Origin of the sequence: Microbulbifer thermotolerans (genome assembly GCF_900112305.1) — a bacterium.
Lineage (GTDB): Bacteria > Pseudomonadota > Gammaproteobacteria > Pseudomonadales > Cellvibrionaceae > Microbulbifer > Microbulbifer thermotolerans.
This window is the reverse complement of sequence record NZ_FOKT01000003.1, coordinates 175,123-201,716: the sequence shown is the minus strand read 5'-3', so window position 1 is coordinate 201,716 and position 26,594 is coordinate 175,123. Positions and strand designations below refer to the sequence as shown.

Below are 26,594 nucleotides of genomic sequence, written 5' to 3'. Positions count from 1 at the left end.
CACCTGAGCTTCTCATCTGGCCTCGAACCTCTTTACCGCCAGGAAGCGAATGAATCAGAAGATTCTGTATTAACCAGCGATATTCCCACCGGCACTTACTCGTCGCCGTAGCGCTCGGGACTAAAGAGACTGTTGACCGGTGTGACCGGCGTGATGCTCGGCGCAGGTGTTTCGGCCGGCTTGCTGTCTACCTGTGTGGTGGCGTCGAGGGGGCGGCTCTCCTGTGGCGTGTCCAGAACAGGCGCGGTTTCCACTTTTTTCTCGACAGGCTCTGCTGTAGTCGGTTTTTCCTCTGCAGCCTTTTTTTCCACCGTTTTCTTTTCCACAGGTGCTGTGGTTTTCACTTCTTCCGGCTTGGCAGTTGTCGCCGTCGCTGTCTTCGCGGTGGCGGTTTTCCTGGTTACCGCCCTTTTTGCGGGGGCTTTTTTGGCTGCGGCTTTCTTGGTTGTGCCGCCCGCGGCTTTCTTGGTTGTGGTTTTGGTGGCCGCTTTTTTGGCTGGAGTTTTCGCGTTGTCCGCTTTCTTGGTCTCGCCGGTCGCGGCTTTGGCTGTGGTTTTAGTGGCCGCTTTCTTTTTGGCGGGTGTCTTCGCTCGCGCCTTGCGTTTGGTCGCGCCACCCGCGAGGGCTTTTTCCACCTTGGCCGCTGCCTTGGCCACGGCGTTGGCCGCACTCAGTTCCTGTTTGGCACTCGCTTCCGCCAGCTTGGCGTCAGCCAGAGCGGCCTTCGCCTGTTCCAGCTGGTCGGCCAATGTGTCAACTTTCGCCTTGGCGGTGTCGATGCGTTTTTGGGCCGCCGCGGTTTTGCGCGTCTTTGCCGCGGCCCGGGCGTCGGCGAGTTTGGCCTTCGCCTTGGAGAGTTTGTCTTTGGCGGCGGCCAGCGCTTTTTGGGCCTTCTGCACGGCCTTGCCGGCATCGGTAACCTGCTTGACGCGGGCCTTATCCAGTTGAGCGGTTAGCTTGGCGATTTGTGCTTCCAGCTCGGCGATCGGATTGACAGCTTTTCGTTTGGCAGCCATGAGTAAATATCCTGAGGTTTATTATCGATTCGGTGCACTCGGGCAGTGCACCCGCCCGGCGGTTAGTGCGGTCGGCACCGCTATCACAGACTAATGCATCGATCGGTTGCCGCGGGTGCGGCGGACCACTGGAGAGCATCCGCGGCAACAACCGGTGGAAGGTCGATAATAGCGCTCTTTTTTTGAAAAATGTATGCCGCAGCCGCGGAAAAAAACGGAGTATTGGTTACTTTTGCCAACTCGATGGGGAACTATCGGGGAGCGACGATGCCTCGGATATGTGAATTGCGTCGGTATGCACCGCGGCTTGCCATAGGTTAGACTTGCTGGGCGCTGGCGATATGCATAGGGCCCGGCGGGCAGCAGGGGCCGGGGTTGCGTGAGAAGCCGCTTGGTTTAATGAGGCTCTGCCCCGCAAGCCGCGCGCGAATCACAAATGCAAAAATGGACAAAGAGACAACTCTCATGAACAAATATCCTTTGGCTGCAGCAGTTGCCCTGGGCCTCGCACTGGCCGGCTGTAACAAACAGGAACCCAAGCAGGCCGCCGAGGTCGCCCTGGACACCCAGGAGAAAAAGGTCAGCTACATCATCGCCGAGGACATGGCCAAGCGCCTGGAATCCCAGGATGTAACGCTGGATCCGCAAGTCGTGTTAATGGCGCTCGACGATGTGGCCAAGGGCCGCGAATCCCGCCTGTCCGACGAAGACAAGCAGCAGGTAGTCGCAGTATTCCAGGAGAAGATGCAAGCAAAACAGCAGGAAATGCTGGCTAAGCAGGAAGCCGAGTTCAAGGCGCAGGCAGAGAAGAACCTCGCCGAGGGTAAGGCTTTCCTCGAGGAAAACGCCAAGAAAGAAGGCGTGATCACTACTGATTCTGGACTGCAGTACAAGGTTATTACCGAAGGCAGCGGCGATACTCCGGCTCTGGATAGTGTTGTAGAGGTGGACTACAAAGGGACTCTGATAGACGGTACCGAGTTTGACAGTTCCTATGCCCGCGGTGAACCGGTGCAGTTCCCGGTTAACGGTGTGATCAAGGGGTGGACTGAGGCGCTGCAACTGATGAAAGAAGGCGCCAAGTGGGAACTCTATATTCCCTCCGACCTGGCCTATGGCCCGGGTGGCGCCGGCGGCCTGATCGGCCCCAACGCGACGCTGATATTCGAGGTTGAGCTGCACAAAGCCAATGTGAAACAAGACAGCGGCGAAGAGAAAGCGGCGGAACAGGAATAACTGTTAGCGCAAGGCTGTAAAAGAAAGGGCGATCCTCGGATCGCCCTTTCTGATTGTGTCTGTGCTGGAATTAAACCAGATGGCTTGGCTGGTTTTGTGTTTTATCCCTCTCAGGCCAGCTGGTTTTTGTGCGCTGTATGCAACAGTGCAATCATCTGGTCTTCGGAGCTGAAGCGGAGCTCCAATGCCTCACCGAGTTGTGACAAGTCTTCCACCAGGCTGGATAAATCGTCAGTCTCTTGATACTTATCATTGAAATCCACGGCGATGTCAGTGGTCTGGTCAATTTCCTTGTAGAGCTGCCGCGCCTGCTCCAATCCCTGTTTGTCTCCAAACGCCTGCCCCTCCCGGATCAGCTGTTCGTAGACTTCGAAATGACCCGCGGATACGTAGTCCACCAACAGCTGGCAGAGATGGCGCACACTGTCCTCTACTTCCCTGTCGCCCTCGGTAAAATCCTTTTTCTCCGACAGCCCGCAAAAGCGCACCAGCAATGACTGACGTGACTGCAACCAGCGATCAATAATCTCGCTCACACCACCCCAACGCTCCCGCGCTGATTTGCAATTTTCCAACATCTCCAAGCTTCCTGTTGTTACTGTTACTGCGTTAATGAAACCCGGGGAACTGATTAGTTCACTTAAACCCCGTGATGGGTTTCCGGCACTCAGGCAATGGGATGGACACTGAAAAAGCGCGTGGGTACTTCCCTTTATCCGGCGCTTCGAGATGTGCATTCCATCACCCGGGTTTCCCATCCTGGGGCGGGGCAATTAGACCCCGGGAGCGAGTGAATCAAAGGTCCTCAGGCTTTCTGTGCTCACAGGCAATTTACGCCTCTTTGGCAAGATAGGAGATTCACCCGCCTGCGGCAAGATTGGAGGCGCAATGCGCGCCAAATCGGCAGTGAGAGAAATGGCTAAAGGATTGAAATGCGCATGCAGGATGCCTTTGAAAATCGAGGTCGCTGCGCGTAAGCGGCAGTCAGGAAGACAGCAGCAGTGGCAGTACCATGGCGGTCAGAGCCCCGCAGAGGCCCATGGCAAGGGCGGCAAAGGCTCCACAGAGTGCGCTGATTTCCAGCGCGCGGGCGGTGCCGACCGCGTGGGCGTTGACACCCAGAGCGATACCAATGACGCGATGATCGCGAATATTGAGTCGGTTTAGCAGAGGCGGTCCGGCCACTGCGCCCACCACCCCCGTAAACACCGCGATGCCTGCGGCGAGGCTCTGGGCGGTATGGATTTTTTCCGCCAGGGCCATGGCGATCGGTGTGGTGATGGACTTACCGGTGAGCGCCATGAGTACTGTCTGTGTGGCACCGAGTATCAGGGCAATTCCCATGGCGGTTATCGGAGCCAGCAGCGCGCCCACCGCAATGGTGACCGCAAGAGGCCAGCCGGCCTGCCGGACAACGGTCAGGTTTTGTTTTACCGGCACCGCCAGCGCCACTACCGCAGGCCCCAGCAATACGTATAGAACACCGCTCGCTTCACGGTAAGCATCATAGGGAATATCCAGACTCCACAAGACTGCGGCTACCATTAGTCCGGCGCCGACAATCGGGTGCAATAGCGCCGTGTTGGTGCGGCGGTATAGAGCGAGGCCGAGCAGGAAGGCGCAGAGGTTTAAGGGCATTGCGAAGAGGGGGCTGAGTAGAAAGTCAGTCATCGGCGGAATCCCCGTCACCTTTGCCGAGCAGCTTTTGCATGAGCAGCGCGCAGAGCACCAGACTGATCAGGGTGCCGATAACAAGGGCCGCGAGCAGTGCCAGCCAGTCGTTAACCGACAACCCCTCTAGGTAAAAGACCCCCACGGCGGCGGGCAGGAACAGCAGTGCCAGCAGGCGCAGCAACTGCCCGCTGACCACTGCCAGCCCCCGCGGTACCCGGCCGTAGAGCATCAGTCCGAGCAGCAACACCAGCATGCCTACCACGGAGCCGGGCACCGGCAGGGTGAGCACCTGGCTGATCTGGCGGCCGGCGAAATCGCAGATCAGCAGAACTGCTGCGCCACCGAGCCATTGCATCAGGGATTGGAGCGGACCGCGAAAAGAATCCATGTGACAAAGCGTCTATAGATCCGGACACCGGGTGCCCGGAACACCTTAGTGCTTGCGAAACGCTTGCCAGCCGCCAAAAAGGATCAGCCCGGCGAAGCCGACCGCCGCCCAGCCTGGGATGCTGAGCCCCATTAGAGTCCACTGGACTTCCGCGCAGTTGCCGTCGCCAGTGAGCAGTGTTCTGATCACATCGGATACGGGAAAGGCATCCAGCATGTAGCTGATACCGGGACCACAGGCCGGCACCTGGTCTTCCGGCAGATTTTGCAGCCAAATCTGGCGCCCGGAAAAATACAGGCCACCCATCGCCCACAGGGATACCAGCAGGCCGTAGAAGCGGCGGCCGATGGTGGCGGGGTTGTGCAGACAGGCAATCAGAGACACCAACCCGACTCCCAGCAGCATTACCCGCTGAGTGATACACAGGGGGCAGGGTTCCAGTCCGCGCACGTATTCCAGGTAGAAGGCCGCGGACAATAGGAAGACGACGGCGAGAAACATCAGAAAAAAGGTGATACGTGGGTTGGGTAGGCTCATGGTTTATCGGATCCTGCTACTTATTTATTCGCTGGATAGCACTGTCGAAACCGGGCGGCTTCGCGAGTTAAATCGGCAAACAGTTTGTCAAAGTTTTTCTGCAGCGCATCCCGTGTCGCTTTTTGTTCGGGCAGTGCCTGCTGCAGCGGCATTGGTCGGCGCAGCCGCCGCCCGACATGTTCGAGCGTGTGCGCAATAGCGCCCCCGTCGCGATAGCTCTGGAACAGGTTGACCTCTTCCGCGCGGCGGATAAATGTGCGGGCGCGGGGCGGAATATACCGGTTGCGCAGGTGAAAGTCCCGCCAGCATTGATTACAAAAGTCTTCCAGCGGCTGCGGGTGCCAGCGTTGCCACTGGCTGCTGAGTAAGTGATCGAACCAGATATCCAAAACGATACCCGCGTAGCGGCGCCAGCGGCTGTCGAAGTGGCTGCGGGCGTCCCGGTAGGCGGGGTGGTCGTCAGTGATGGCGTCGATGCGGCGGTGCAAGCGGATACCGGCTTCCACCGCCGTGGGCAATCCACCCTCGAGCGGGCCTTTGACGAAGTCCCCCAGCAGCCCGCCGAGGCGCCAGTCCGGATCGGGGCCGGACAGCAATAGGTGGGCTAGATAGTTCACGACACCCCCGGGTCTTATACCGGCATCCAAACAGCGGTATTACTGTTGGCAGAAAACGTACTGCGCATAGTAGTGGCCGAGAAAATCTTCGAAGGTTCCCTGGTCAGCGGCTTCAATTTGCTTCTGTTTTTGCAATGACGCTTCGGCCAGCTCGGCAAAGTGGCGCTCGGTGTCCGCGTCCAGAGGGCGTTCGACAAAATAGCGGCGGTGTTGTTCCGCTTTTTCTGAGGCCCACTGGAAGAAGCTTTGTCCGCGGCTGCGCATTTCCGCCAGCATGTGGGCTGCCGGGGTCGGTGCGGCGCCGCTGACCTTGGCCCGCTGGGATTCCAGGGCGCGCTGGTAGCTGTCGCCCTGCCAGGCGTTGTCGAGCAGTGTGGCGATGGGGGCGATTTCATCCAGCAGGCACGCGGCCCAGTCTGTCAGTTTGCGTTCGCCGCCGTTGTGGATCAGATGTAACTCCGGGTCGCGGCCGCGATAGACGATGCGCACCTGGTTCTCCTGGGTGGCGCGATAGTCGGCCTCGTCAGTCTTGGGACTCTCAGTGAGCAGGCAGTGCAGGAGGAAGCTGTCGAGGAAACGCATCTGCGGCGCATCTATACCCAGTGGCGCGAAGGGATTGAGATCGAGGCAGCGCACCTCGATGTACTCCACACCGCGGTTATCCAGTGCCGACAGTGCCGTCTCGCCCATTCTGGCCGGATTCTTCGGGCGGATTGGGGAGTAAAACTCATTTTCAATTTGCAGCAGTCCGGTGGACAGCTGCTGATAGTTGCCTTCGGCGTCCTTGACTCCCAGAGCGTGGTAGGGACCGTAGGGCTGGCTGATGGCGGCGCAGAGGGTGGAAAGATAGCTGGGCAGATCGTTGTAGCAGACGATCAGCGATTGCTGCGCCTCGCTGTTGTAGCCCAGGTCGCCCATACGCAGGGAAGTGGCGTGGGGGGCGAATAGAGTGTGGCCGCTTGCGTCGAATACTTCCAGGTTGTGACTGCGGTCCTCGACGAAAGATGCGCACACTGCGGGAGCGGCGCCAAACAGGTAGATCAGCAGCCAGTAGTGGCGGCGGAAGTTGCGGATCAGGTCGAAGTAGCGGCGGGTCTTGAAGTCGCCCAGTTCCTCGCTGCTGCCTTCGTGTTCGTGCAGCCATTGCCAGAGTGTATCGGGCAGGGAAAAGTTGTAGTGAATACCGGCGATGGTCTGCATGGCGCGCCCGTAACGCAATCCCAGGCCCAGGCGGTAGACGGTCTTCATGGTACCGCTGTGGGAGCGCCCGTAGCGGGCCACCGGGATCTCCTCGCTGGCGCCGATGCGGCAGGGCATGGAATTGACCCAGAGGCGCTCGTCGCCGATCTGGCTGTAGGTATAGCGGTGGATTTGGTCGAGAATCTGCAGCGCTTCCTCCGGCGTGGCCACCGGGGGTGTAATAAATTCCAGCAGTGCCTCGGAAAAATCCGTGGTGATGCAGTCGTGGGTCAGGGCCGATCCGAGCGCCGCGCCGTGGGGGGTGCGCGCCAGGTCGCCGTCCGGGGAGACCCTCAGACTTTCCTTTTCAATACCGCGGCGAATGCCCTTGAGCAATTGCAGCGTCTGCGGGTGTGCCAGTGCGGCCAGATGGGAAACGGGCACTCAAAACTCCTCGTGTTGGCGGTTGCGCGCCCTTCCAGGGGAATTGGCACGGATATCTGTGGATGCCGATATGGGGGCGGCGCGCGCCCGATCAACGGGTGGTGTCAGCCTGCGGTCTCAGCCGCTTGGTTCCGCATTTCGTCCGGCTGCCCGGGTTGAATTTCCGGCGCTTCTTGCGGCGCAACTTCCGGGGGTTCCTGCGGTTCGGCTTCCGGAGCTGGCTCCGGGTTTACCTCGGGGTGGCTTCCGGGTGGTACCTCTTCTGGTCCCCCGGGTGTTACTTCGGGATCCCCCTGCTCCGCATCCGCTAGCACCGGCGGTTCACCCAGGGCCTCCTCAGGTATCTGCGGATGCCCCTTGGCATTGAGCGCACACTCCAGCAGTTCGATGCGCAGGCTCACATCGCGTGTGTTGGCTTCGAACATCTGGTTAATGGCGACATCCTTGTGTTCGCTGCGAAACAGTCGGGCGACATCCCGACCGTCGATCCATTCATTGCTCTTGCTCAGAAATTGTTTGTGCTGATTGGTCAGTACGTAGACGTGACTCATGCGGCAGGAAACTTTAATCGCTGGTAACAAGGGGGGAGTGTAGCGACGGGAGCTGGGTGGCTCAAGGCTGAGATCGGTCGGACCGGGGGCGGGCATCAGAGCCTGCCCGCTTTGTTGCGGTCCGCATAGTGGGGGCGGCAGTCACCGCCCCAACCTCAAAGCGGTTGCAGAGGATAGTGCTGCGGATAGGGGAGCCGCGCAGCGCCGCTGTCCACCGCCGCGCGGGCCACGGCGGCGGCGACGATCGGCAATAGGCGTGGGTCCGTTGGTTTCGGCAGAATATAGTCGGGGCCGAAACTGAGCTCCACTCCCCCGTAAGCTGCACGCACCGAATCCGGTACCGGCTCGCGGGCGATGCTGCGAATGGCGTCTATGGCCGCCAGCTTCATCTCCTCGTTGATCCGCACGGCGCGCACATCCAGGGCGCCGCGGAAGATGAACGGAAAGCAGAGTACGTTGTTGACCTGGTTCGGATAGTCGGAGCGGCCGGTAGCCATAATCAGATCATCGCGCACGCTGTGGGCCAGCTCTGGTTTGATTTCCGGGGTGGGGTTGGAGCAGGCGAAAACCACGGGCTTGGGCGCCATACGCCCGAGCTGTTCGGCGGACAGCAGGTTGGGGCCGGACACACCGAGGAAGACATCGGCGCCCTCTATGGCGTCGTCCAGGGTGCGCATTTCCGTGTCCCGCGCCCATTCGCCTTTGTAGGCATTGATATCGGTGCGCCCGGCGTGAATAACGCCGCGGCTGTCGAGCATGGTGATTTGTTCCTTGCGCGCCCCGGCGGCCAGCAGCAGCTTACAGCAAGCAGTGGCGGCCGCACCGGCGCCGAGACAGACAATGCGCACGTCTTCTATCTGTTTGCCCTGGATTTCCAGTGCGTTGAGCATGCCGGCCACGGTCACTATGGCGGTGCCGTGCTGGTCGTCGTGGAAGACGGGTACGGGGCAACGCTCGATCAGCGTCTCCTCGATATGGAAGCACTCGGGCGCCTTGATGTCCTCCAGGTTGATGCCACCGAATGTGTCGGCAATGGAAGCCACCGTCTGGATAAACTGCTCCGGGCTGTTGGCGTCCACCTCGATATCCACCGAATTGATGTTGGCAAAGCGTTTGAATAACAGGGATTTGCCTTCCATCACCGGTTTGGATGCCAGCGGGCCAAGGTTGCCGAGGCCGAGAATGGCGCTGCCGTCGGAGATTACGGCGACCAGATTGCCCTTGCCGGTGTAGAGATAGGCCGCCTCCGGGTCCTTGGCGATCTCGTGCACCGGCTCGGCGACGCCGGGGCTGTACGCCAGGGACAGGTCCTCTTGGGTTTGGGCGGGAGTGGTCACTTCTACCGAAAGCTTGCCGGGCGTCGGTAGTGCGTGGTAGTCGAGCGCTGCCTGGCGGCGCGTGGAATCCGTCATCTTTCAAATCGTCTCATACTGCGGGGACACCTCTGCGGGCATCTCCCTGGTTACTGCGGGGCGGAGAGAATAACTGAGCGCGCCTTGTCGCCACAAGTTGAAAAAAGTATCTAGACCGCCAATTCTTACTAAATTGCATAAAGAATTTCGCAAATGAAGAAATGAATAGCGATCTATTTTGCATAGTTTAGGGATAAATATTTCGAGTGTGGCGCCATGGCGAGGCGCTGTCTTCAATTCGATGACTTTGTCTATGCAGTCGGTCAGCCCAGCGGAAATTGCTCGCTGACCATGTGGTGACGGGGTGGAGTGGCATCCGGGCACAAAAAAAGCACCGAGGGCAAACCCAGGGTGCTTTTTGGGGTCGCCGCGCCAGATGGCGCGCGGGACTTACTTGCTGGAAATGCGGCTGCCGAAACGCTTTTTGAAGCGATCCACGCGTCCGCCGGTAGTAGCCTGCTTCTGCTTGCCAGTGTAGAAGGGGTGGCAGCGGGAGCAGACATCGATCTGGATGTCTTTGCCCAGGGTAGAGCGGGTTTTGATCACATTGCCGCAGGAACAGGTCGCGGTAATTTCGCTGTAATTCGGATGGATATCTGCTTTCATGATGGCCTCTTTTCGAATCCGCCACCCGATCTGTTGCCGGGCACGGAGTCGTCGTTGGTACAGGAGCCGGGGCTCCGGGCTGTTTAAAAAGTCGGCGCATACTATCAGATTAGCGCCGCGGTTCAAGCACAATCTGGGGATTTTGCCCCTGGAATCCGGGTGTGCTGTCTCTCGGCATCCGCTGGGGAAGAGAAGCCGGAACAGAGCGCAATTGCTATCATGCCGCTTTTGGGCTTGCAGTGCGGGAGGGGCAGTTGGCGGACCAGGGCGCAAAAGCGGTGATTCTGCGAATGGCGGTGCCGGTGCCGCTGCGGCGTCTGTTCGACTACCTGCCGCCAGAGGGGTTGGCCCCGTCCGACCTGATACCCGGTCAGCGCCTGTGGGTGCCCTTCGCAAACCGCAAACTGGTGGCGGTGCTGGTGGATATCGTGAGCGATTCCCCGCTGGAGCAATTAAAGCCGGCGGTGGAACTGATCGACCGGCAGCCACTGTTCGATGGCCCCAGCCGCGATTTTCTGCACTGGGCCGCCGACTACTATCAGGCGCCGGTGGGGGAAATCTACGCCGCCGCCCTGCCCGTGGCCTTGCGCAAGGGCAAGCCTGCGGATCACTGGGCCGAACAGTGGCTGCAACTGACGGTTGAAGGCAAGGGGCTGCCGGAATCGGCCCTGGCCAGGGCACCCAGGCAGCAGGCCCTGCTGCAACTGTTACTGCGGCGCGGCGCCCAGAGCCGCACCCAGCTGAAGGCCCAGGGCCACACTACCGCTACAATACGGGCCCTGGAAGAGCGTGGCCTGGCGGAGTGCTCGATCGGGCCCACGGTCCCTCCGCCCATTTCCAGTGCCGAGAGCAGCCCTGCGCCGGAGTTGAATCCGGAGCAGCAACAGGTACTGGAGGCCATTCCCACAGATCGCTTTACCGTCTCTCTGCTGGAGGGCACCACCGGCAGCGGCAAGACCGAGGTCTACCTGCGCCTGATGGAGCGGGTGCTTGCGGAGGGCCGACAGGCCCTGCTGTTGGTGCCGGAGATTGGTCTGACACCACAGACGCTGCGCCGCATCGCCGCGCGCTTTCCGGATCGCAGTATCGCGGCGCTCCATTCGGGACTGGCGGAGGGTGAGCGCGCTCAGGCCTGGCTGTCCGCGGCTGCGGGTCAGGCGGACATTGTTATCGGCACCCGTTCAGCGGTGCTGACCCCCCTGCCCCGTCTTGGCGCCGTGATCGTCGATGAGGAACACGACGGCTCCTTTAAACAGCAAGATGGGGTGCGCTATTCCGCCCGCGACCTGGCCGTCGTGCTGGGGCGCAATGCCGGCGCGCCGGTACTACTGGGCTCGGCGACGCCCTCCCTGGAGAGCCTGCACAATGCACTGACCGGGCGTTACCAACATTTGCGCCTGCGCAATCGCGCGGGCAATGCGCGCCCGCCCCAGATCCATATAGTGCCGACCTTAGGCCAGCCTCTGGAAGAAGGATTTACTCCTCAAGTATTGCGTCATATTGGCGATACTCTGTCTCGGGGCGAGCAGGTGTTGGTGTTTATCAACCGCCGCGGTTTTGCACCGGCGCTGGCCTGTGACGACTGCGGCTGGCTGGCCGACTGTCCGCACTGTTCCAGCAAGCTGACGATGCACCGGCGCATTCGCCAGCTGCGCTGCCACCACTGCGACTACCGCAGGGCGCTGGTGGACAGCTGCCCTCAGTGCCACAGCCGTTCGCTCAGCGCTCTGGGTGGCGGTACCGAACGCAGCGAGGAACTGCTCGGACAGCGTTTTGCGGATTACCCGGTGATCCGCGTCGACCGCGATACCACTGCCAGCAAGCAGGCACTGGACCGGCTGTTGGCGCCGGCGCGGGAGGGCGAGCCCTGTCTGTTACTCGGAACTCAGATGCTCGCCAAGGGCCACCATTTGCCGAGGGTCACCCTGGTGGTTATCCAGGATGCCGACGGCGGCCTCTTCAGTGCCGATTTCCGTGCCCCTGAGCGCACGGGGCAACTGCTGGAACAGGTGGCCGGCCGCGCCGGCCGCGGTGATTTGCCGGGGCGGGTGTTGGTGCAGAGCCGCTATCCCCAGCACCCCCTGTTGCAGCTGCTGCTGGAGAAGGGGTATGGCGCCTTTGCCCGCCAGTTACTGCGCGACCGGGCGGTGGCACAGTTGCCCCCACACAGGGCAATGGCGTTGGTGCGCGCCGAGTGCGAGGAACCCAGATGGGCGGAGGAGTTCCTCGAAGCGGCGCGGGCGCAAATGCAGGCGCTGGCACCGCCGTCGCCGCAGTTGTCTTACCTGGGGCCGGTGCCCGCACTGCTGGAACGAAAGTCCGGCCGCTTCCGCTTCTACGTGCAGGTGACGGCCGAGCGGCGCGGCCAGCTGCAACCGCTGCTCGCGCGCCTGTGCCAGTGGGCGGAAGGCTACAAGAACCGCCGCCTGCGCTGGGCGGTCGACATGGATGCACAGGAGCTGTCCTGAGTGCGCAGCCCAAAGCTGGGCCGCTCTTGGGAATACGTCACTGGCGATGAGATTCCCGGAAGATGGTATACGCGTATCACTGCCGCCGGGGACAGAGACAGCGCCCATGGGAATTAATCAGAGGTTCCCCTTCGAATGGCGTTACAATTTCCGCCGAATGAACGTATGTGTAAAACAGTACGGAAGAGACCTTCATGAGCCGTCGCAACACCCGCCGCCGCAGCACTTCTTCAGGCAAACCCGCCTGGGTGTGGTTTGTTCTGGGCAATTTTGTCGGCGGCTTCGTGGTCTTCATGATTTTCCTGCACGGCCTCAAGCAGGACGAGAAACCGGCCGCGGCTGCGCGCCAATCACCGGCTGAGCAGCAGAAAGAAAAGTCGGAGCAGCCGCGCTTCGACTTCTACAAGATGCTTAAGGAAAACGAGGTGGCTGTGCCGCCGCCGAAAACGGCGCAGCCGGTGCGGCGCAAATCGGAAGAGAGCGAAAGTGAAACCCGCTGGAAAATCGTCGAGGAAGAACCCAAGCTCGTCTACATACTGCAGGCCGCGTCTTTCCGCGACGCGAAAGAGGCGGATCGGCTGCGCGCCCAGCTGATGCTCGCCAACCTGAATGTGAAGGTGGAGACGGCCCGCGACAACCGCGGCACCTGGCACCGGGTACTGGTAGGGCCCTACAAAAGCCGCTCGCAGGTGGCCAAGGCCCGCGAGGTGCTCGCCGATCACAAGCTGATGCCCCTGGTGCTCAAGCGCCCGGCGCGATAGACGGCTTCTGGCTAGTTCACCTTCAGGCTGACGAGAACGCCGCCCTTGCGCCAGCGATAAAGCGCATGGCGGCGGCATCTGTTGAAATTCCTCATCGCTGACCTCATGTATCGGGCTTCAAGCAAATTCTTTGCGGGGGCGGTCCGAAACGCTCCCGCAAATGCCAGCCATGAGGTGTTCAATTGGAACAGTATCGCGGAACCACCATCCTCTCCTGCCGCCGCAATGGCAAAGTTGTCATCGGCGGTGACGGACAGGTCTCCCTGGGCAACACCATAATGAAGGGCAACGCCCGCAAGGTGCGCCGTTTGTACAAAGACAAGGTACTTGCCGGTTTTGCCGGTGGCACCGCCGACGCTTTCACCCTGTTTGAGCGCTTCGAGGCAAAGCTGGAGGCCCATGGCGGCAAGTTGACTCGCGCCGCTGTGGAGCTGGCCAAGGACTGGCGCACCGACCGCGCCTTGCGCCGCCTTGAGGCGCTGCTGGCGGTAGCGGACGCCACCGCCAGTTTAATCGTTACCGGCAACGGCGACGTAATACAGCCGGAGGACGATCTGATCGCCATCGGATCCGGTGGCCCCTACGCCCAGGCCGCCGCTCGCGCGTTGCTGGACAACACCGAGATGGATGCGCGCGCTATTGTCGAGCAGGGCCTGAAGATTGCCGGCGATATCTGTGTCTATACCAACCAGAATCACACCATTGAAGAATTGAGTTACTGACAAGCGCAACTGCTTGATAGCCATTGCACTTGAGCCGAGAGTTTCTATGTCCCAATCCCAGATGACCCCCCGCGAAATCGTCCGCGAACTCGACCGCCATATCATCGGCCAACAGGACGCCAAGCGAGCCGTGGCCATTGCGCTGCGCAACCGCTGGCGGCGCATGCAGGTGAGTGAGGAACTGCGCGGGGAAATCACCCCGAAGAATATTCTGATGATCGGCCCTACCGGTGTGGGTAAAACCGAGATAGCCCGCCGTTTGGCCAGTCTCGCCGGTGCGCCCTTTATCAAAGTGGAAGCGACCAAATTTACCGAGGTGGGCTATGTGGGCCGCGACGTGGAGTCCATCGTGCGTGACCTGGTGGAGACCGCGGTAAAGCTGGAACGCGAGCGCGCGATGAACGGCGTCCGCCAGAGCGCCATGGACGCCGCCGAGGAGCGTATCCTCGACGCCCTGCTGCCGCCCCCCCGCTCCACTGAGCCCGGAGACAACGAATCCAACACACGGCAGCTGTTCCGCAAAAAACTGCGCGAGGGACAGCTGGACGACAAAGAGATAGAAATTGAAATGGCCGCTACTCCCGTGGGGGTGGAAATCATGGCCCCTCCGGGCATGGAGGAAATGACCAGCCAGCTGCAGGGTATTTTCTCCAATATGGCCCAGAGCCGTACGCGCAAGCGCAAAATCAAGGTGAAGCAGGCGCTGAAACAGCTGACCAACGAAGAGGCGGCCAAGCTGATCAACGACGACGAGGTCAAAGCCCGCGCCATCCAGTCCGCAGAGGAAAACGGCATTGTCTTTATCGACGAAGTGGACAAGATCGCCAAGCGCCAGGAGGGCGGCGGCGCCGATGTCTCTCGCGAGGGCGTGCAGCGCGACCTGCTGCCGTTGATCGAAGGCTGCACCGTTACCACCAAATACGGCATGATCAAAACGGATCACATTTTGTTTATCGCCTCCGGTGCCTTCCATCTGTCCAAACCGTCAGATCTGATCCCGGAATTACAGGGCCGCCTGCCGATTCGGGTGGAGTTGAGCTCGCTGACTTCCGGCGACTTCCAGCGCATTCTCACCGAGCCCAAGGCGTCGCTGACCGAGCAGCACAAGGCACTGATGGCCACTGAAGGGATGCAGTTGGAATTTTCCGACGACGGCATCCGGCGCATTGCCGAAGTCGCCTACGAAGTGAACGAACGCACAGAAAACATCGGTGCGCGCCGCCTGCACACGGTGCTGGAGCGGCTGCTGGAGGAGATTTCCTTCGACGCCGGAGAAGGCGAAAAGTCCATCACCATAGACGCCGCCTATGTGGACAGCCACTTGGGCGAACTGAGCCAGAACGAAGACCTTTCGCGTTTTATTCTTTAAGCGCATCCTCCGTGGCAAACAGGCCCCCAGGTGTGTCCCGGGGGCCGCTCACCGATACGACAGGAGCCCCCCGTGGCCGCGCCGAAAAAAATTCACCTGAACCGCGCCGAAAAAGAACTGCACATCGTTTTCGATGACGCCGAATACACACTGTCGGCAGAGTATTTGCGCGTCTTTTCTCCCAGTGCCGAGGTGCGCGGCCACGGCGCGAGTGAGCCGGTGCTGGTTAGTGGAAAGCTCAATGTCGGTATCGAAAGCGTTGAAACCGCCGGGCGCTACGCGCTGAAAATTGTCTTTGACGACGGCCACGACAGCGGTATCTATACCTGGGATTACTTGCGCGAACTGGGCGCGCAGTACGAAAACAATTGGAACGCCTACCTCAACCGCCTGCAGGCAGCGGGCAAGGGCCGCGACCCGGATGAGAGTGCGATCAAAATTATCGGCTGAGGGGCGCCGTGTAACCCGAGGCAAAACGCCGACGGGTTCGCGTTCAAACTGCAAAGGTGCGCTGAATTCCAGGGCTAACCCCAACACTCGCGCAAAGCAGCCAGAGCGAGCTTAATTTTCCCGTCATATTTCCGGACTCTAATGCACGCACTACCCACGAGTACCGGAGATTTCCATGGCAAAGCGATTTACTCGCGCGTTGACCGCGTGCTGTCTCATTCCGCTGGCGCCCTCGGCGCTGGCCGCCGATCTACCGGAATACCAGAGCGACAGCGCCTGGTTCACCGACGGCGCCGAGCGCATAGAAGCCAGAGTGGCGGAATCCACTGAGGGCACGGCAAAAAATGTCATCCTATTCGTCGGTGATGGCATGGGCGTTTCCACCTTGACCGCGGCGCGTATTCTGGAAGGTCAGCTACGCGGTGAAAGCGGTGAGGAAAATGCGCTCTCTTTCGAGGGGTTTCCTCACACCGCGCTGATCAAAACCTACAACACCAACCAGCAGACTCCCGATTCCGCGGGCACCATGACCGCAATGATGAGCGGCGTGAAAACCAAAGCGGGCATGATCAATATCGACGACGGCGCCCTGCGCGGTGATTGTGCCGGCAGCCGCGGGCGCGAGCTGAACACCTTTCTCGAGTTGATGGAGAGCCGCGGCAGATCTACCGGCATTGTTTCCACCGCACGGATTACGCACGCCACGCCGGCGGCCACCTACGCACGCAGCCCCGAGCGGGACTGGGAAAATGACGCGGACCTCACCGACGAGGCGCGGGAAAACGGCTGCGTGGATATCGCCGCGCAACTGGTGGAATTTGACATTGGCGATGGCATCGACGTGATTCTCGGCGGCGGACGCCGCAACTTCACTACCGCGGACGACGGCGGCAAGCGCGCTGACGGCCGCGACCTCATCGCCGAATGGCTGGCGCGCTACGATGGCGAACAGCAGGCGGCTTACGTGCAAAGTGGCACCGAACTGGCGGCACTGGAAATGTCGTCCACTGAAAAACTGCTGGGCCTCTTCACTAGCAGCCATATGAGTTATGATGCCGACCGCGTGGCAAAAGGCGCCGACGAGCCGAGCATCGCCGAGATGACCTCCGCCGCCATCGACCTACTGTCGAAGAACGAGGAGGGCTACTTCCTGATGGTGGAATCCGGCCGTATCGACCACGGCCACCACGCCGGCAGCGCCTACAGCGCACTGCACGACACCATCGCCTTTTCCGACGCGGTCAAAGCGGCGTTGGAGAAGGTGGATCTGGACGAGACGCTGATACTGGTGACCGCTGACCACAGTCACGTACTGACCATTGCCGGCTACCCGGCACGCGGCAACCCGATTCTGGGGAAAGTCGTCACTACCGACAGCAGCGGTGCGGTCAAGACGGAGCCTGAACCCGCCGCGGACGGCCTGCCTTACACCACACTGTCCTACGCCAATGGCTTGGGTTTTGCCGACCTCGGTGATGAAACCGACGCGGATGCACGCTACGCCCTGGCGCAGGATAGCGGCCGCAAGGATCTGAGTGCCGTGGACACAGAGGCGCCCGGTTTTCACCAAGAGGCGCTGGTGCCGCTGGGCTCCGAGAGTCACGCCGGTGAAGATGTCAGTCTGCACGCCGCTGGTGCCGGCAGCCAGCTGGTACAGGGCTCACTGGAACAGAATGCGGTTTTTCACTTGATGGTCGGCGCCACCGGGTTGTCGGTCACCGCGGAATAATTTGGGGGTAATTAAGCATGAACAAATACAGCAAACTGGCGCTGGGCCTCTCCATCGCACTGTTGGCTGCCGGTTGCAGCGACGACAGCGGCTCGGACAACGTGGCAGTATTGCCGCAGCCCGAGCAGCCGCAAGAGCAGCAACCCCTGGCGCTGCCGCAGTCCCAGCTGGAGAGCAGCTGGTTCAAGGTTGGCCAGCAGGCGGTCGCACGCGCCCAAGCGCAGACCATCAATAACACCCCTGGTGCGGCCAAAAACATTATTTTGTTTATCGGCGATGGCATGGGGATCTCCACCGTCACCGCCGCGCGGATTCTCGCCGGCCAGCAACAGGGACTCGACGGCGAAGAGTACCAGTTGAGCTTCGAAAAAATGCCCTTCGCCGGGCTGGTGAAAACCTACAACACCAACCAGCAGACCCCCGACTCTGCCGGTACTGCCACCGCCATTATGACCGGTGTAAAAACCAAGGCCGGCGTGATCAATGTGGATGAGACCGTGCCTCGTGGCGATTGCGCCGCGAGCAAGCAGCGCCCTCTGACCACGGTATTGGAACTGGCCGAGGGCCAGGGCAAGAGCACCGGTATCATCAGTACTGCCCGCGTCACCCACGCCACCCCGGCGGCTACTTACGCCAAGGTCCCGGACCGGGATTGGGAATACAAGGTGACCGATGGAGACTGTACAGATATTGCCGCGCAACTGGTTGCCCTCAATGCCGGCGACGGGATCGACGTAATCATGGGCGGTGGCCGCCGCAACTTTTTGCCCAGCAGCGAAACTGACGCGGAAGGCGCCGCAGGCAAGCGCGAAGACGGCCGCAACCTAGTGGACGAGTGGCTGGACCGCTACAACGACGGCGTCACCAATGCCGTTTATATCGAGGATCAAACGGGCTTCAACGCGCTGGATGTTGCCGGTACCGACAAACTACTGGGGCTCTTCAATCCGTCGCATATGCACTATGAGGCCGATCGCGGCAACGATACCGCCGGCGAGCCGTCTCTGAGCGAGATGACTGCGAAAGGCCTGGAGCTGTTGAGCAAAAACGACAAGGGCTATTTCCTGATGGTGGAGGGCGGCCGTATCGACCACGGTCACCATGCGGGCAGCGCCTATAACGCCTTGACTGACGCGGTGGAACTTGCCGAGGCGGTACAGGTGGCGATGGACAAAACCAGCGCGGAGGATACGCTGATTATCGTCACTGCCGACCACAGCCATGTGATGACCATCGCCGGTTATCCTACCCGCGGCAATCCCATACTTGGCAAAGTGATTACCAATGACGGCAGCGGCCAGCCGGAGGAGACCCCAGCGCTCGCTGCCGACGGCCTGCCCTACACTACGCTTGGCTACACCACAGGTCGTGGTCATGCAGACTACGGCGAGACTGCGGATGCGGACGAGCGCTACGGGCACGAGATCGACACTGGCCGCAAAGACCTGACTAACGTGGATACCACCGCACCCGGCTATCACCAGGAAGCGTTGATTCCCACCAGCGCGGAAACCCATGGCGGCGAAGACGTAGGCGTCTGGGCGCGCGGCCCGGGTGCGCATTGGGTCACCGGCACCAACGAGCAGAGCTACCTCTTCCACGTCATGGCCCGCGCCGGCGGCCTGCTCGACTAATTCCTCCCCCAGGAGCGGCCCTGCGCCGCTCCTGCCCCCTCCGGCCAGGGTGAAAAAGTGTGTCTTACACGCCCTAAGGCACCGATTACCGGCCAGGACAACTTCTGCTATTATCCCGCCCGCAAAACCTAAGGGGTGGCGCTAGCGCCTGAGATGCTCACCGAGCAAACCCTTGAACCTGATCCGGTTAGTACCGGCGTAGGAATAGGTAACCTTCCAAAACCCTCCCCACGTCGATTTCCGGGTCTCTTTCACTTTGGCATTTAGCGAGAGAGAACCATGAACCACTTTAAAAAAATAAGTGCGGTCGCCCTTACCGGCTGCTTGTCGGCGGTGCAGGTGGGTGCGGCTGAAACCGGCGATCCCGCGCTGGAAGAAGTCATCGTCACCAGCCAGCTGCGTGCGGTCAATCAATTGGAAATGCCCGGCAGTGTCAGTGTGCTGAACAATACCGCCATTGCGGCCCGCAGCGCCGCCAATCTGGAGCAGCTGCTGGGCATGGCCCCCAACGTCAATCTCGCCTCCGGCGCTTCGCGGGGCCGTTTTGTGCAGATTCGCGGTATCGGTGAGCGCAGCCAGTTTATCGATCCGGTGAATCCATCGGTCGGTCTGCTTATCGACGGCATCGACTTCTCCGGTTTGGGACTAGCCGCCAGCACCCTGGATATGGAACAGGTGGAAATTCTGCGCGGTCCCCAGGGAACCCTATACGGCGCCAATGCCCTGGCCGGGCTGATCAGCATGACCAGCGCCGCTCCCAGCAGTGACCCTGTGGCGCGGGTGTCCGCTGAGCTGGCGGAATACAATAGCCGCATGCTGTCGGCGGTGAGCAGCAATGCGTTGACGGATAAACTTTCCTACCGTCTCGCCGTCCGCAAGCAGCAGTCCGATGGCTACATGGACAACGCGTACCTGGACCGCAGCGATACCAACGGCATCGACGAAACCGTGATGCGAGGAAAACTGCGTTACCAGGCCAGCGACGATCTGCAACTGGACTTCACCACCTTTTATCTGGATGCGGATAACGGCTACGACGCCTTCTCCCTGTACAACACCCGCGAGACCTTGTCGGACCAGCCCGGTTGGGATCGGCAGGAGACGCTGGCGTTTTCCCTCAAGGGCCGCTGGTCCGGCAGTGATTATTTCACCCTCGAGAGCACACTCAGTGCCGCCAGTTCTGACACCGAATATGGCTACGATGAAGACTGGACCTATGTGGGATTTCACTCCGATGAATACAGCTCCACCGACAATTACCTGCGCGACAGGGACAACCTGAGCGCCGATGTGCGCCTGCTGTCGACGGATGCCTCCGCTTTGCTAAACGGCCGCATCCACTGGGTGGCAGGTATTTATTTCCGTGATGAAAGCGAAAGCCTGGAGCGCAATCAGACTTTCAGCAGCGCATTTGACACGCAAAATACGGCAATTTACGGTCAGTTACGCACCGCGCTCAGTGAGAAATTCGACTTGGTCACAGGCCTGAGATTTGAACAACGCGATGCGGATTACAGCGATTCTCTCGCTGTGGATTCCAGCAAAAACGAAGATCTCTGGGGCGGTAACCTCTCTCTGGAATATCACCACAGCGACAATACGCTGATCTATGCCACCGTATCCCGCGGCTATAAAGCCGGTGGTATCAACGCCAGTCTGATCGCCGCTGCCGCCGACAACCCGAATATCGACAGCGCGCAGTTTGAATTCGACACCGAGCATATGCTCAATTACGAGTTGGGCATCAAGGGCGCCTGGCTGGAGAACCGTTTGCAGGCGCAGCTGGCCGCTTTTTTCCAAGATCGCAGCGATGTGCAGGCCAAGCAGTCGGTATTCAATCCGAGCGATTTTTCCTTCGATGAGTTTCTTACCAATGCCGCCGCTGGCGAGACCACTGGTGTGGAAATCGAAGTGAACTATCTCGCCAGCGATACCCTGCGCCTGTTTGCCGCCGCCGGCTGGCTCAATGCGGAATTCGCCGATTTCATAACGTCTTCTCACGTCGATGCCCGCGATGATTACAGTGGCATTGCGCTGGATCCGGTGGACATGGACGGGCGCGACCTGGCCCACGCGCCCAACTATCAATTCTTCACCGGTGCGGAAATTGCGCTGCTGCCACAACTGATTCTGCGGCTTGAAATAGAGGGAAAGGACGACTTCTATTTTTCCAACAGCCACGACGCAAAATCGACAGCTTACGAGCTATTCAACACCCGCCTTACCTATCTGGGTGAAAATTGGGAATTAGCACTCTGGGGCAGAAACCTGACCGACGAGGATTACACCACTCGCGGCTTCTATTTCAGCAACCAGTTTGGCAACAATCCGGCCAACGGTTATGCTCCGGAGGCCTACTACCAGTATGGTGAGCCGCGCGTTATGGGCATCACAGGAACATACACATTTTAAATTGCGAGGCGGCGCATTGCCGCCTTTGATTGTCGAGGTTATAGAATCGTGCAGCTCTCCGTAGAAATCAGCATGTATCCACTGAAGGACGAGTATATTCCCAGTATCCAGGACTTTATCGATCGCCTGAACAGCTACCCGGAACTGCGGGTTATTACCAACACAATGAGCTCCCAGGTGTTCGGCGATTACGATCTATTGATGGATATATTGAAGCGGGAAATGCGCAGCGCCTACGAAAAACACGGTCGCGCTATTTTTGTGTGTAAATTTATCGATGGTGATTTAGCCCCGGATACACGCGATGTTTGAGGGCATTTTTTCCAGTGAGGTCGGCAGTGCCATGACTGCCGCTCTCAAAGCCATGTCCGCCTGGGAAATCGCCGCCGTTATATTGGCGCTGGCCTATCTGTTGCTGGCAATGAAGGAAAAGATCAGCTGCTGGTATGCCGCATTTGCCAGTACCACCATTTATCTATTTCTCTTCTGGGACGTCAGCTTAATGATGGAATCTGCCCTGCAGATTTTCTACTTGCTGATGGCCGTTTACGGCTGGTGGCAGTGGCGCCACCACCGCGACCAACAACGGAATTTGAAAATCCACTGCTGGCCCTTCGCTACCCATTTGGCCGTGCTTGCGGGTGTTGGCCTGCTGACACTGGTTTTCGGCTATCTGCTGGACACCAACACCAATGCCGCCCTGCCCTACCTGGACTCCTTCACCACCTGGGGAGCTGTGATCACCACTTATATGGTCACGCGCAAAGTGCTGGAAAACTGGCTTTACTGGATAGTGGTGGACGGCGTCTCTATCTATCTGTATATCGACCGAGGGCTTTACCTGACCGCGTTACTGTTTGCACTTTATGTCATTATCGTGATTGTGGGTTTCTTTCAGTGGCTGGCTATTTACAAGCGTGAATCGCGGGGCGCCGATGTACCTACAGAAATTTCCGCCAATGGTCAGCCGGCGATAGCGGCGGCAAAACAGCCGGGCTAATTGGGGTACGATGAGCGGTAATTCCGCAAAAGTTATTCCTCGCGACTGGCAGCGGTGGAGTTCGATTGAACCGTCAGTGCTCTGGCCCCTGGGGGGCGGATTGACCAACCAGAGTTATCTGATTGCCGCAGGCGGTGAAAAATGGGTGCTGCGCAAGAACTCCACAATCAGCGATGCACTGGATTTAAACCGCAGCGGGGAAGCGGCGGCACTGCGTCACGCCGACAAGGCGGGTCTGTGTGCGCCAATCATTTACTGTGATCCCGGCTATCAATATCTGGTTACCCGCTATATCAAAGGCAGGCCGTGGCGTGTGACCGGTGCCGATGACCTCAAGCGGCTGGTGGAAATGCTGCACCGCATTCACGCTCTGCCTCCTATCAATGTCTACCTGGATATCCGGCAAAAAATTTCGCGCTACTGGTGCTCGATTGATAAGCGCGCGGATTTTTTCTCGGAACTGCAAGACCTAAATCACACCATCGACTCACGTATAGCTGCGGTACAAACGCCGAATAGCGCTACTTGTCTGTGTCACAACGATCTGCTGTCTGCGAACCTGATCGCTGCCGATAGCGGAAGGCTGTATGTCATCGACTGGGAGTATGCCGCCATGGGCGACCCCTTCTATGAACTTGCGGTGATTGTAGAGGAGTACAGGCTGGATAAAGCGCAGCAAGAATTGTTGATTGCGGAATATTTGAGCCGGCCATTAAAAACGGCTGATTGGCAGAGGCTGGCGCACTGGCGGGCAATTTACCGCTATTTATCCCTGCTTTGGTATGCCGTTCAGTGGTCAACCGGGGCTATGAGAGAAGCCCACACCAGAGAGCAAATTTTTCGAAGTATCCGTGAACTGCGGAACCTTTGAGCGCTCTACAGTCCCGAGAAACTTCTGCTGAACTCACCCATGCTCTTCCAGAGTCGGTCAGCCGTGGCCCTCGGTATGCTCGGGCACGAATACATCCCGGAGATCCAACGGATTGCCATCGGCGTCCAGGACCTGGACACTGCGGATGGGGCGGGACGTTGCCTTGTCCCGCAGGTCCAGCGGCCCCTGCTCCGGTGCCGGGTTCCACTTATCGCCCCACTGACGCAGGGCCACCACCACAGGGAACAGATCCCGGCCCTTATCGGTAAGCCGGTACTCATAACGGCAACCGTGTTCTCCAACATCCACCTTGTGCAGTACACCGTTTTCCACCAGGCGGGTGAGGCGATCGCACAGGATGTTCTTTGCGATTCCCAGTTGTTGCTGAAAATCCACGAAGCGGCGGGTGCCATACATGGCATGTAACACGATCAGCAGAGACCACCAGTCGCCGACTTCATTGAGAGCGCGGGCGACGGAGCAGTTGGAGTTATCAAAGCGTTTTCTGGCCATGGGTGGATTGTAGTGATAACGGTTGCTTTTTAAAACCAGATTCAATAGGGTTGCGTTACGAAACCAAATTGAAGAGGTTGTATTCCCACCATGAGCATGAACCTGGGACCTTTGTTTGAACCGTTTGAGATGGGCAATCTCAAACTTCGCAACCGGGTGGCTATGGCCCCCATGACCCGCAACTTTTCCCCAAAGGGTATCCCCGGAGACAATGTTGTGGACTACTACCGGCGCAGGGCCGAAGCTGGTGTCGGACTGATCATCACCGAGGGCACCACCGTCAATCACCCGGCTGCCAACGGCTATCCCAACGTACCGGCATTTCACGGCGAAGCGGCTTTGGCCGGCTGGAAAAAGGTCGTGGATGCGGTGCACGAGGCCGGCGGAGCCATTTTTCCCCAACTGTGGCACGTAGGTGCAGTGCGCAAAGAAGGCACGGAACCGGACCCTTCAGTACCGGGCTACAGTCCCTCCGGACTATTCGCACCGGGCAAGCCCAGTGGCAAAGCCATGAGCAAGGAAGATATCCGCGATGTGATCAAGGCTTTCGGCGATGCCGCCGAAGACGCCAAGGCGATTGGTTTTGACGGCGTGGAGATTCACGGCGCACACGGCTATCTGCTGGACCAGTTCCTGTGGGAAGGTACCAACCAGCGCGACGACGAATACGGCGGCAGCCCGGAAAACCGCCTGCGTTTCGTGGTGGAAATTATCGAGGAAGTGCGCCGCCGTGTGGGGCCTGAATTCCCGGTTATGCTGCGTTTTTCCCAGTGGAAGCAGCAGGACTACGAAGCCCGGTTGGTCAACACCCCCGAGGAGCTGGAGCGCTTCCTCAAGCCGCTGGTGGAAGCCGGTGTGGATATCTTCCACGCCTCCACCCGCCGCTTCTGGGAGCCCGAGTTTGAAGGCTCCAGCCTGAACCTGGCTGGTTGGACTCAGAAGCTGTCCGGCAAGCCCGCCATGTCCGTGGGCAGTGTCGGCCTGACCGAAGACTTTATCAGTGGCACCTTTGCCAGCAAGCAGGAATCTGTGGAAAAGGCGGGCATCGACGAGCTGGTAGAGCGCATGCAGAAGCGCGAGTTCGAATTGATCGCGGTGGGTCGGGCTTTGCTGCAGGACCCGGAATGGCTGCTCAAGGTCAAAGAGGGCCGCCTCGAAGAGGTGCGTGCTTTCGCGCGCAAATCCCTGGAAACCCTCTACTGATCGTCTCTTCACTGCATCCGCTGTGCGCAAACTCCTTACAAGGCCGGCACAGCGGATGTGCAGAGAATTACATCTGCCCGGTTTCCTCGTACCGCTGGTGCCAGCTGAGCGCTTCGCCGATCAGATGTGGCGTGTGCATGCCGCGCCCACTGGCGCAGGCCCGTTCGAAATAATCGAGCAGTCGCGGCCGATAATCCGGATGGGCGCAGTTTTCGATAATGGTTTTTGCCCGCTGCTTGGGTGAAAGACCGCGGAGGTCCGCCAAGCCCTGTTCGGTAACGATGACCTGCACATCGTGCTCGGTATGATCGACGTGGGAAACCATCGGCACTATGGCGGAAATGGCACCGCCCTTGGCCGTTGACGGAGTCATAAATACCGACAGATAGCCGTTGCGGGCGAAGTCCCCGGAGCCACCAATCCCGTTCATCATGCGGGTGCCCATAATATGGGTGGAATTCACATTGCCGTAGATATCCGCTTCGATCATACCGTTCATGGCAATGACACCGAGGCGGCGGATAACTTCAGGGTGGTTGCTGATTTCCTGGGGGCGCAAAATAATCCGGCTGCGGTAGAAGTCGATATTGTCCGCTAGCTCCTGATTGGCTTCTGGACTCAGCGAAAAAGCGGTGGCCGAGGCCATACGCAGCTTCCCTGAGCGCAACAGGGACAGCATGCCGTCCTGCAGAACCTCTGTGTAGGAAGTGAGATTTTCGAACGGCCCCTCCTCGAGGCCAGCCAGGACCGCGTTGGCGATATTGCCGACGCCGGATTGCAGGGGCAGCAGATTTTCCGGCAGCCGCCCTTTTTTCACTTCGTGCTCAAAGAAATCCAATAAGTGATGGGCGATGCGCTGTGAGATCTCATCCGGCTCGCTAAAACAGGAATTGCGGTCAGGCGCATTGGTCTCCACTACTGCAATAATTTTTTCGGGCGGGCACCGCAGATAATTCTCACCGATACGGTCATCCGGCTGCAAAATCTGGATCGGACGTCGGTTGGGTGGCAGAGCAGTGCCGTAATAGACATCGTGCATACCTTCGAGGCCGGCACTCTGGCCGTAATTCACTTCCAGAATGACCTTGTCCGCCTGCTCGATCCAGGTTTTGTTGTTACCCACGGAAGATGACGGAATCAGCTTCCCATCTTCGGTAATGCCGGCTACTTCGATCAGGGCGATATCCAGCTTGCCGAAGAAGCCAAACCACGCGTGCTGGGCCACGTGAGACAGGTGGATATCGATGTACTCCATCTGTCCCTCATTGATCTTCTGCCGACAGGTGGGGTCACTCTGGTAAGGCAGGCGAAGTTCAATACCATCGGCCTCTGCCAATGCACCATCCAGCTCCGGGGCAGTGGAAGCGCCTGTCCAGATGTTAATGCGATAGTTATCACCTTGAGCATGCTGTGCCTGGATATGCTCGGCGAGCGCCTGAGGTACAGCTTTGGGATAGCCCGCACCGGTAAAGCCGCTCATGCCGACGTTGGCCCCTGCGGGGATCAGCGCAGCAGCTTCGCTGGCACTCATAATGCGATTGCGCAATGTGGGGCAGTGAATGCGGGTGGCGTTGGTCATGACATCTCCGTAAAACAACTTGGCAAAAGCATGAACGCCCAGTATGCCGGGATAAACCGGTGGTAGGTCTCGTGGTGAAAATCCACAGTCCGGTATGGGCTGGCCAGCCGCCGGCGCCCCGAGTCATGGGCTGCTGGCCCGTTAGGTTAGTGGTTTAAACGTGGCAGGGGAAGAGGGTGTTTGGCGCTATCCAGGGATATTTGCGTGACTGATCGGTATCGTT

General features: G+C 59.4%; 25 protein-coding genes and 1 riboswitch. Of the genes, 13 read left to right on the top strand and 12 right to left on the bottom strand.

Translation table 11 applies throughout. The annotated features are described in order from the left end of the window. Window positions 1–95: 95 nt before the first annotated feature. Window positions 96–1,016, bottom strand: coding sequence for a hypothetical protein (locus BM155_RS05890; RefSeq protein ID WP_074901688.1), 921 nt, complete (start codon window positions 1,014–1,016; stop codon window positions 96–98). Window positions 1,017–1,481: 465 nt separating this feature from the next. Here BM155_RS05890 and bamJ point away from each other — a divergent pair, with 465 nt between their 5' ends. Then, window positions 1,482–2,252, top strand: a complete 771-nt coding sequence (bamJ, locus tag BM155_RS05885) for a BamJ family beta-barrel-assembly machinery protein (protein WP_067158168.1) — start codon at window positions 1,482–1,484, stop codon at window positions 2,250–2,252. Between the two features lie 110 nt (window positions 2,253–2,362). Here the strand turns inward: bamJ and BM155_RS05880 are convergent, their stop codons facing one another. The 9 genes from BM155_RS05880 to rpmE all read right to left on the bottom strand — a co-directional run bounded on the left by BM155_RS05880 (window position 2,363) and on the right by rpmE (window position 9,660). After that, on the bottom strand, window positions 2,363–2,830 hold the full coding sequence (locus BM155_RS05880; RefSeq protein ID WP_067156822.1) for an Rsd/AlgQ family anti-sigma factor: 468 nt from the start codon (window positions 2,828–2,830) through the stop codon (window positions 2,363–2,365). Between the two features lie 406 nt (window positions 2,831–3,236). Continuing rightward, entirely contained in the window at window positions 3,237–3,923 is a 687-nt protein-coding gene (locus tag BM155_RS05875) for an LrgB family protein (RefSeq protein ID WP_074901685.1), read from the bottom strand. Next, window positions 3,916–4,314, bottom strand: coding sequence for a CidA/LrgA family protein (locus BM155_RS05870; protein WP_083421097.1), 399 nt, complete (start codon window positions 4,312–4,314; stop codon window positions 3,916–3,918). Before BM155_RS05870 ends, BM155_RS05875 begins: the two co-directional genes overlap by 8 nt. 45 nt (window positions 4,315–4,359) lie before the next feature. Continuing rightward, a complete protein-coding gene (locus tag BM155_RS05865) occupies window positions 4,360–4,851 on the bottom strand; it encodes a disulfide bond formation protein B (protein ID WP_067156815.1) in 492 nt (163 codons plus the stop codon). A gap of 20 nt (window positions 4,852–4,871) precedes the next feature. Next, window positions 4,872–5,468, bottom strand: a complete 597-nt coding sequence (locus BM155_RS05860; protein WP_067156813.1) for an acyl carrier protein phosphodiesterase — start codon at window positions 5,466–5,468, stop codon at window positions 4,872–4,874. Between the two features lie 39 nt (window positions 5,469–5,507). Then, window positions 5,508–7,091, bottom strand: a complete 1,584-nt coding sequence (gene gshA, locus BM155_RS05855; protein WP_067156809.1) for a glutamate--cysteine ligase — start codon at window positions 7,089–7,091, stop codon at window positions 5,508–5,510. Window positions 7,092–7,195: 104 nt separating this feature from the next. Continuing rightward, window positions 7,196–7,642, bottom strand: coding sequence for a hypothetical protein (locus tag BM155_RS05850; protein ID WP_067156807.1), 447 nt, complete (start codon window positions 7,640–7,642; stop codon window positions 7,196–7,198). Window positions 7,643–7,797: 155 nt separating this feature from the next. Beyond that, complete coding sequence (locus tag BM155_RS05845; protein ID WP_067156801.1) at window positions 7,798–9,054, bottom strand: malic enzyme-like NAD(P)-binding protein; 1,257 nt, start codon at window positions 9,052–9,054, stop codon at window positions 7,798–7,800. Window positions 9,055–9,444: 390 nt separating this feature from the next. After that, the gene (rpmE, locus tag BM155_RS05840; protein WP_067156799.1) at window positions 9,445–9,660 is read right to left on the bottom strand and encodes a 50S ribosomal protein L31; all 216 of its coding nucleotides are present in this window, start codon (window positions 9,658–9,660) and stop codon (window positions 9,445–9,447) included. Window positions 9,661–9,821: 161 nt separating this feature from the next. On the opposite strand from rpmE, the gene BM155_RS05835 reads away from it, so the two are divergent. From BM155_RS05835 to BM155_RS05785, 11 genes are all read left to right on the top strand, one after another. Next, window positions 9,822–12,128, top strand: coding sequence for a primosomal protein N' (locus BM155_RS05835; protein ID WP_254773140.1), 2,307 nt, complete (start codon window positions 9,822–9,824; stop codon window positions 12,126–12,128). Window positions 12,129–12,322: 194 nt separating this feature from the next. After that, the gene (locus BM155_RS05830) at window positions 12,323–12,889 is read left to right on the top strand and encodes an SPOR domain-containing protein (RefSeq protein WP_067156797.1); all 567 of its coding nucleotides are present in this window, start codon (window positions 12,323–12,325) and stop codon (window positions 12,887–12,889) included. Window positions 12,890–13,071: 182 nt separating this feature from the next. Further along, window positions 13,072–13,611: an ATP-dependent protease subunit HslV gene (gene hslV, locus BM155_RS05825; protein ID WP_067156795.1), complete on the top strand. Its 540-nt coding sequence runs from the start codon at window positions 13,072–13,074 to the stop codon at window positions 13,609–13,611. Between the two features lie 46 nt (window positions 13,612–13,657). Beyond that, complete coding sequence (gene hslU, locus BM155_RS05820; protein ID WP_067156793.1) at window positions 13,658–14,980, top strand: ATP-dependent protease ATPase subunit HslU; 1,323 nt, start codon at window positions 13,658–13,660, stop codon at window positions 14,978–14,980. 72 nt (window positions 14,981–15,052) lie between these two features. Beyond that, the gene (locus BM155_RS05815; protein ID WP_067156792.1) at window positions 15,053–15,430 is read left to right on the top strand and encodes a gamma-butyrobetaine hydroxylase family protein; all 378 of its coding nucleotides are present in this window, start codon (window positions 15,053–15,055) and stop codon (window positions 15,428–15,430) included. A 175-nt stretch (window positions 15,431–15,605) separates the two neighbouring features. Then, window positions 15,606–17,159, top strand: coding sequence for an alkaline phosphatase (locus BM155_RS05810; protein ID WP_067156791.1), 1,554 nt, complete (start codon window positions 15,606–15,608; stop codon window positions 17,157–17,159). A 17-nt stretch (window positions 17,160–17,176) separates the two neighbouring features. Beyond that, window positions 17,177–18,793 carry an alkaline phosphatase gene (locus tag BM155_RS05805; RefSeq protein ID WP_067156790.1) on the top strand — a complete coding sequence of 539 codons (1,617 nt, stop codon included), beginning with the start codon at window positions 17,177–17,179 and terminating at the stop codon, window positions 18,791–18,793. Between the two features lie 121 nt (window positions 18,794–18,914). Continuing rightward, a riboswitch (TPP riboswitch) is annotated at window positions 18,915–19,015 on the top strand. 57 nt (window positions 19,016–19,072) lie between these two features. Continuing rightward, complete coding sequence (locus tag BM155_RS05800; protein ID WP_074901683.1) at window positions 19,073–21,205, top strand: TonB-dependent receptor; 2,133 nt, start codon at window positions 19,073–19,075, stop codon at window positions 21,203–21,205. A gap of 48 nt (window positions 21,206–21,253) precedes the next feature. Next, complete coding sequence (locus BM155_RS05795) at window positions 21,254–21,517, top strand: hypothetical protein (protein ID WP_074901680.1); 264 nt, start codon at window positions 21,254–21,256, stop codon at window positions 21,515–21,517. Beyond that, window positions 21,510–22,205, top strand: coding sequence for a nicotinamide riboside transporter PnuC (gene pnuC / locus BM155_RS05790; protein WP_067156783.1), 696 nt, complete (start codon window positions 21,510–21,512; stop codon window positions 22,203–22,205). The genes BM155_RS05795 and pnuC overlap by 8 nt, the downstream gene beginning before the upstream one ends. A gap of 10 nt (window positions 22,206–22,215) precedes the next feature. Further along, window positions 22,216–23,076, top strand: coding sequence for a choline kinase family protein (locus BM155_RS05785; RefSeq protein ID WP_067156781.1), 861 nt, complete (start codon window positions 22,216–22,218; stop codon window positions 23,074–23,076). Window positions 23,077–23,133: 57 nt separating this feature from the next. Here the strand turns inward: BM155_RS05785 and BM155_RS05780 are convergent, their stop codons facing one another. Then, the gene (locus BM155_RS05780; RefSeq protein WP_067158159.1) at window positions 23,134–23,589 is read right to left on the bottom strand and encodes a winged helix-turn-helix transcriptional regulator; all 456 of its coding nucleotides are present in this window, start codon (window positions 23,587–23,589) and stop codon (window positions 23,134–23,136) included. Window positions 23,590–23,679: 90 nt separating this feature from the next. Between BM155_RS05780 and BM155_RS05775 the strand changes: the two genes are divergently transcribed. After that, on the top strand, window positions 23,680–24,792 hold the full coding sequence (locus tag BM155_RS05775; RefSeq protein WP_067156779.1) for an NADH:flavin oxidoreductase: 1,113 nt from the start codon (window positions 23,680–23,682) through the stop codon (window positions 24,790–24,792). Between the two features lie 67 nt (window positions 24,793–24,859). Here BM155_RS05775 and scpC read toward each other — a convergent pair whose 3' ends face one another. Continuing rightward, window positions 24,860–26,371, bottom strand: a complete 1,512-nt coding sequence (gene scpC / locus BM155_RS05770) for a succinyl-CoA:acetate CoA-transferase ScpC (protein WP_067156773.1) — start codon at window positions 26,369–26,371, stop codon at window positions 24,860–24,862. Between the last annotated feature and the right edge of the window lie 223 nt (window positions 26,372–26,594).

Coding starts and splice junctions, on each gene's coding strand:
- BM155_RS05890 (WP_074901688.1), bottom strand. CDS start 1,016: ATGGCTGCCAAACGAAAAGCTGTCAATCCGATCGCCGAGCTGGAAGCA.
- bamJ (WP_067158168.1), top strand. CDS start 1,482: ATGAACAAATATCCTTTGGCTGCAGCAGTTGCCCTGGGCCTCGCACTG.
- BM155_RS05880 (WP_067156822.1), bottom strand. CDS start 2,830: ATGTTGGAAAATTGCAAATCAGCGCGGGAGCGTTGGGGTGGTGTGAGC.
- BM155_RS05875 (WP_074901685.1), bottom strand. CDS start 3,923: ATGACTGACTTTCTACTCAGCCCCCTCTTCGCAATGCCCTTAAACCTC.
- BM155_RS05870 (WP_083421097.1), bottom strand. CDS start 4,314: ATGGATTCTTTTCGCGGTCCGCTCCAATCCCTGATGCAATGGCTCGGT.
- BM155_RS05865 (WP_067156815.1), bottom strand. CDS start 4,851: ATGAGCCTACCCAACCCACGTATCACCTTTTTTCTGATGTTTCTCGCC.
- BM155_RS05850 (WP_067156807.1), bottom strand. CDS start 7,642: ATGAGTCACGTCTACGTACTGACCAATCAGCACAAACAATTTCTGAGC.
- BM155_RS05845 (WP_067156801.1), bottom strand. CDS start 9,054: ATGACGGATTCCACGCGCCGCCAGGCAGCGCTCGACTACCACGCACTA.
- rpmE (WP_067156799.1), bottom strand. CDS start 9,660: ATGAAAGCAGATATCCATCCGAATTACAGCGAAATTACCGCGACCTGT.
- BM155_RS05830 (WP_067156797.1), top strand. CDS start 12,323: ATGAGCCGTCGCAACACCCGCCGCCGCAGCACTTCTTCAGGCAAACCC.
- hslU (WP_067156793.1), top strand. CDS start 13,658: ATGTCCCAATCCCAGATGACCCCCCGCGAAATCGTCCGCGAACTCGAC.
- BM155_RS05810 (WP_067156791.1), top strand. CDS start 15,606: ATGGCAAAGCGATTTACTCGCGCGTTGACCGCGTGCTGTCTCATTCCG.
- BM155_RS05805 (WP_067156790.1), top strand. CDS start 17,177: ATGAACAAATACAGCAAACTGGCGCTGGGCCTCTCCATCGCACTGTTG.
- BM155_RS05800 (WP_074901683.1), top strand. CDS start 19,073: ATGAACCACTTTAAAAAAATAAGTGCGGTCGCCCTTACCGGCTGCTTG.
- pnuC (WP_067156783.1), top strand. CDS start 21,510: ATGTTTGAGGGCATTTTTTCCAGTGAGGTCGGCAGTGCCATGACTGCC.
- BM155_RS05785 (WP_067156781.1), top strand. CDS start 22,216: ATGAGCGGTAATTCCGCAAAAGTTATTCCTCGCGACTGGCAGCGGTGG.
- BM155_RS05780 (WP_067158159.1), bottom strand. CDS start 23,589: ATGGCCAGAAAACGCTTTGATAACTCCAACTGCTCCGTCGCCCGCGCT.
- BM155_RS05775 (WP_067156779.1), top strand. CDS start 23,680: ATGAGCATGAACCTGGGACCTTTGTTTGAACCGTTTGAGATGGGCAAT.
- scpC (WP_067156773.1), bottom strand. CDS start 26,371: ATGACCAACGCCACCCGCATTCACTGCCCCACATTGCGCAATCGCATT.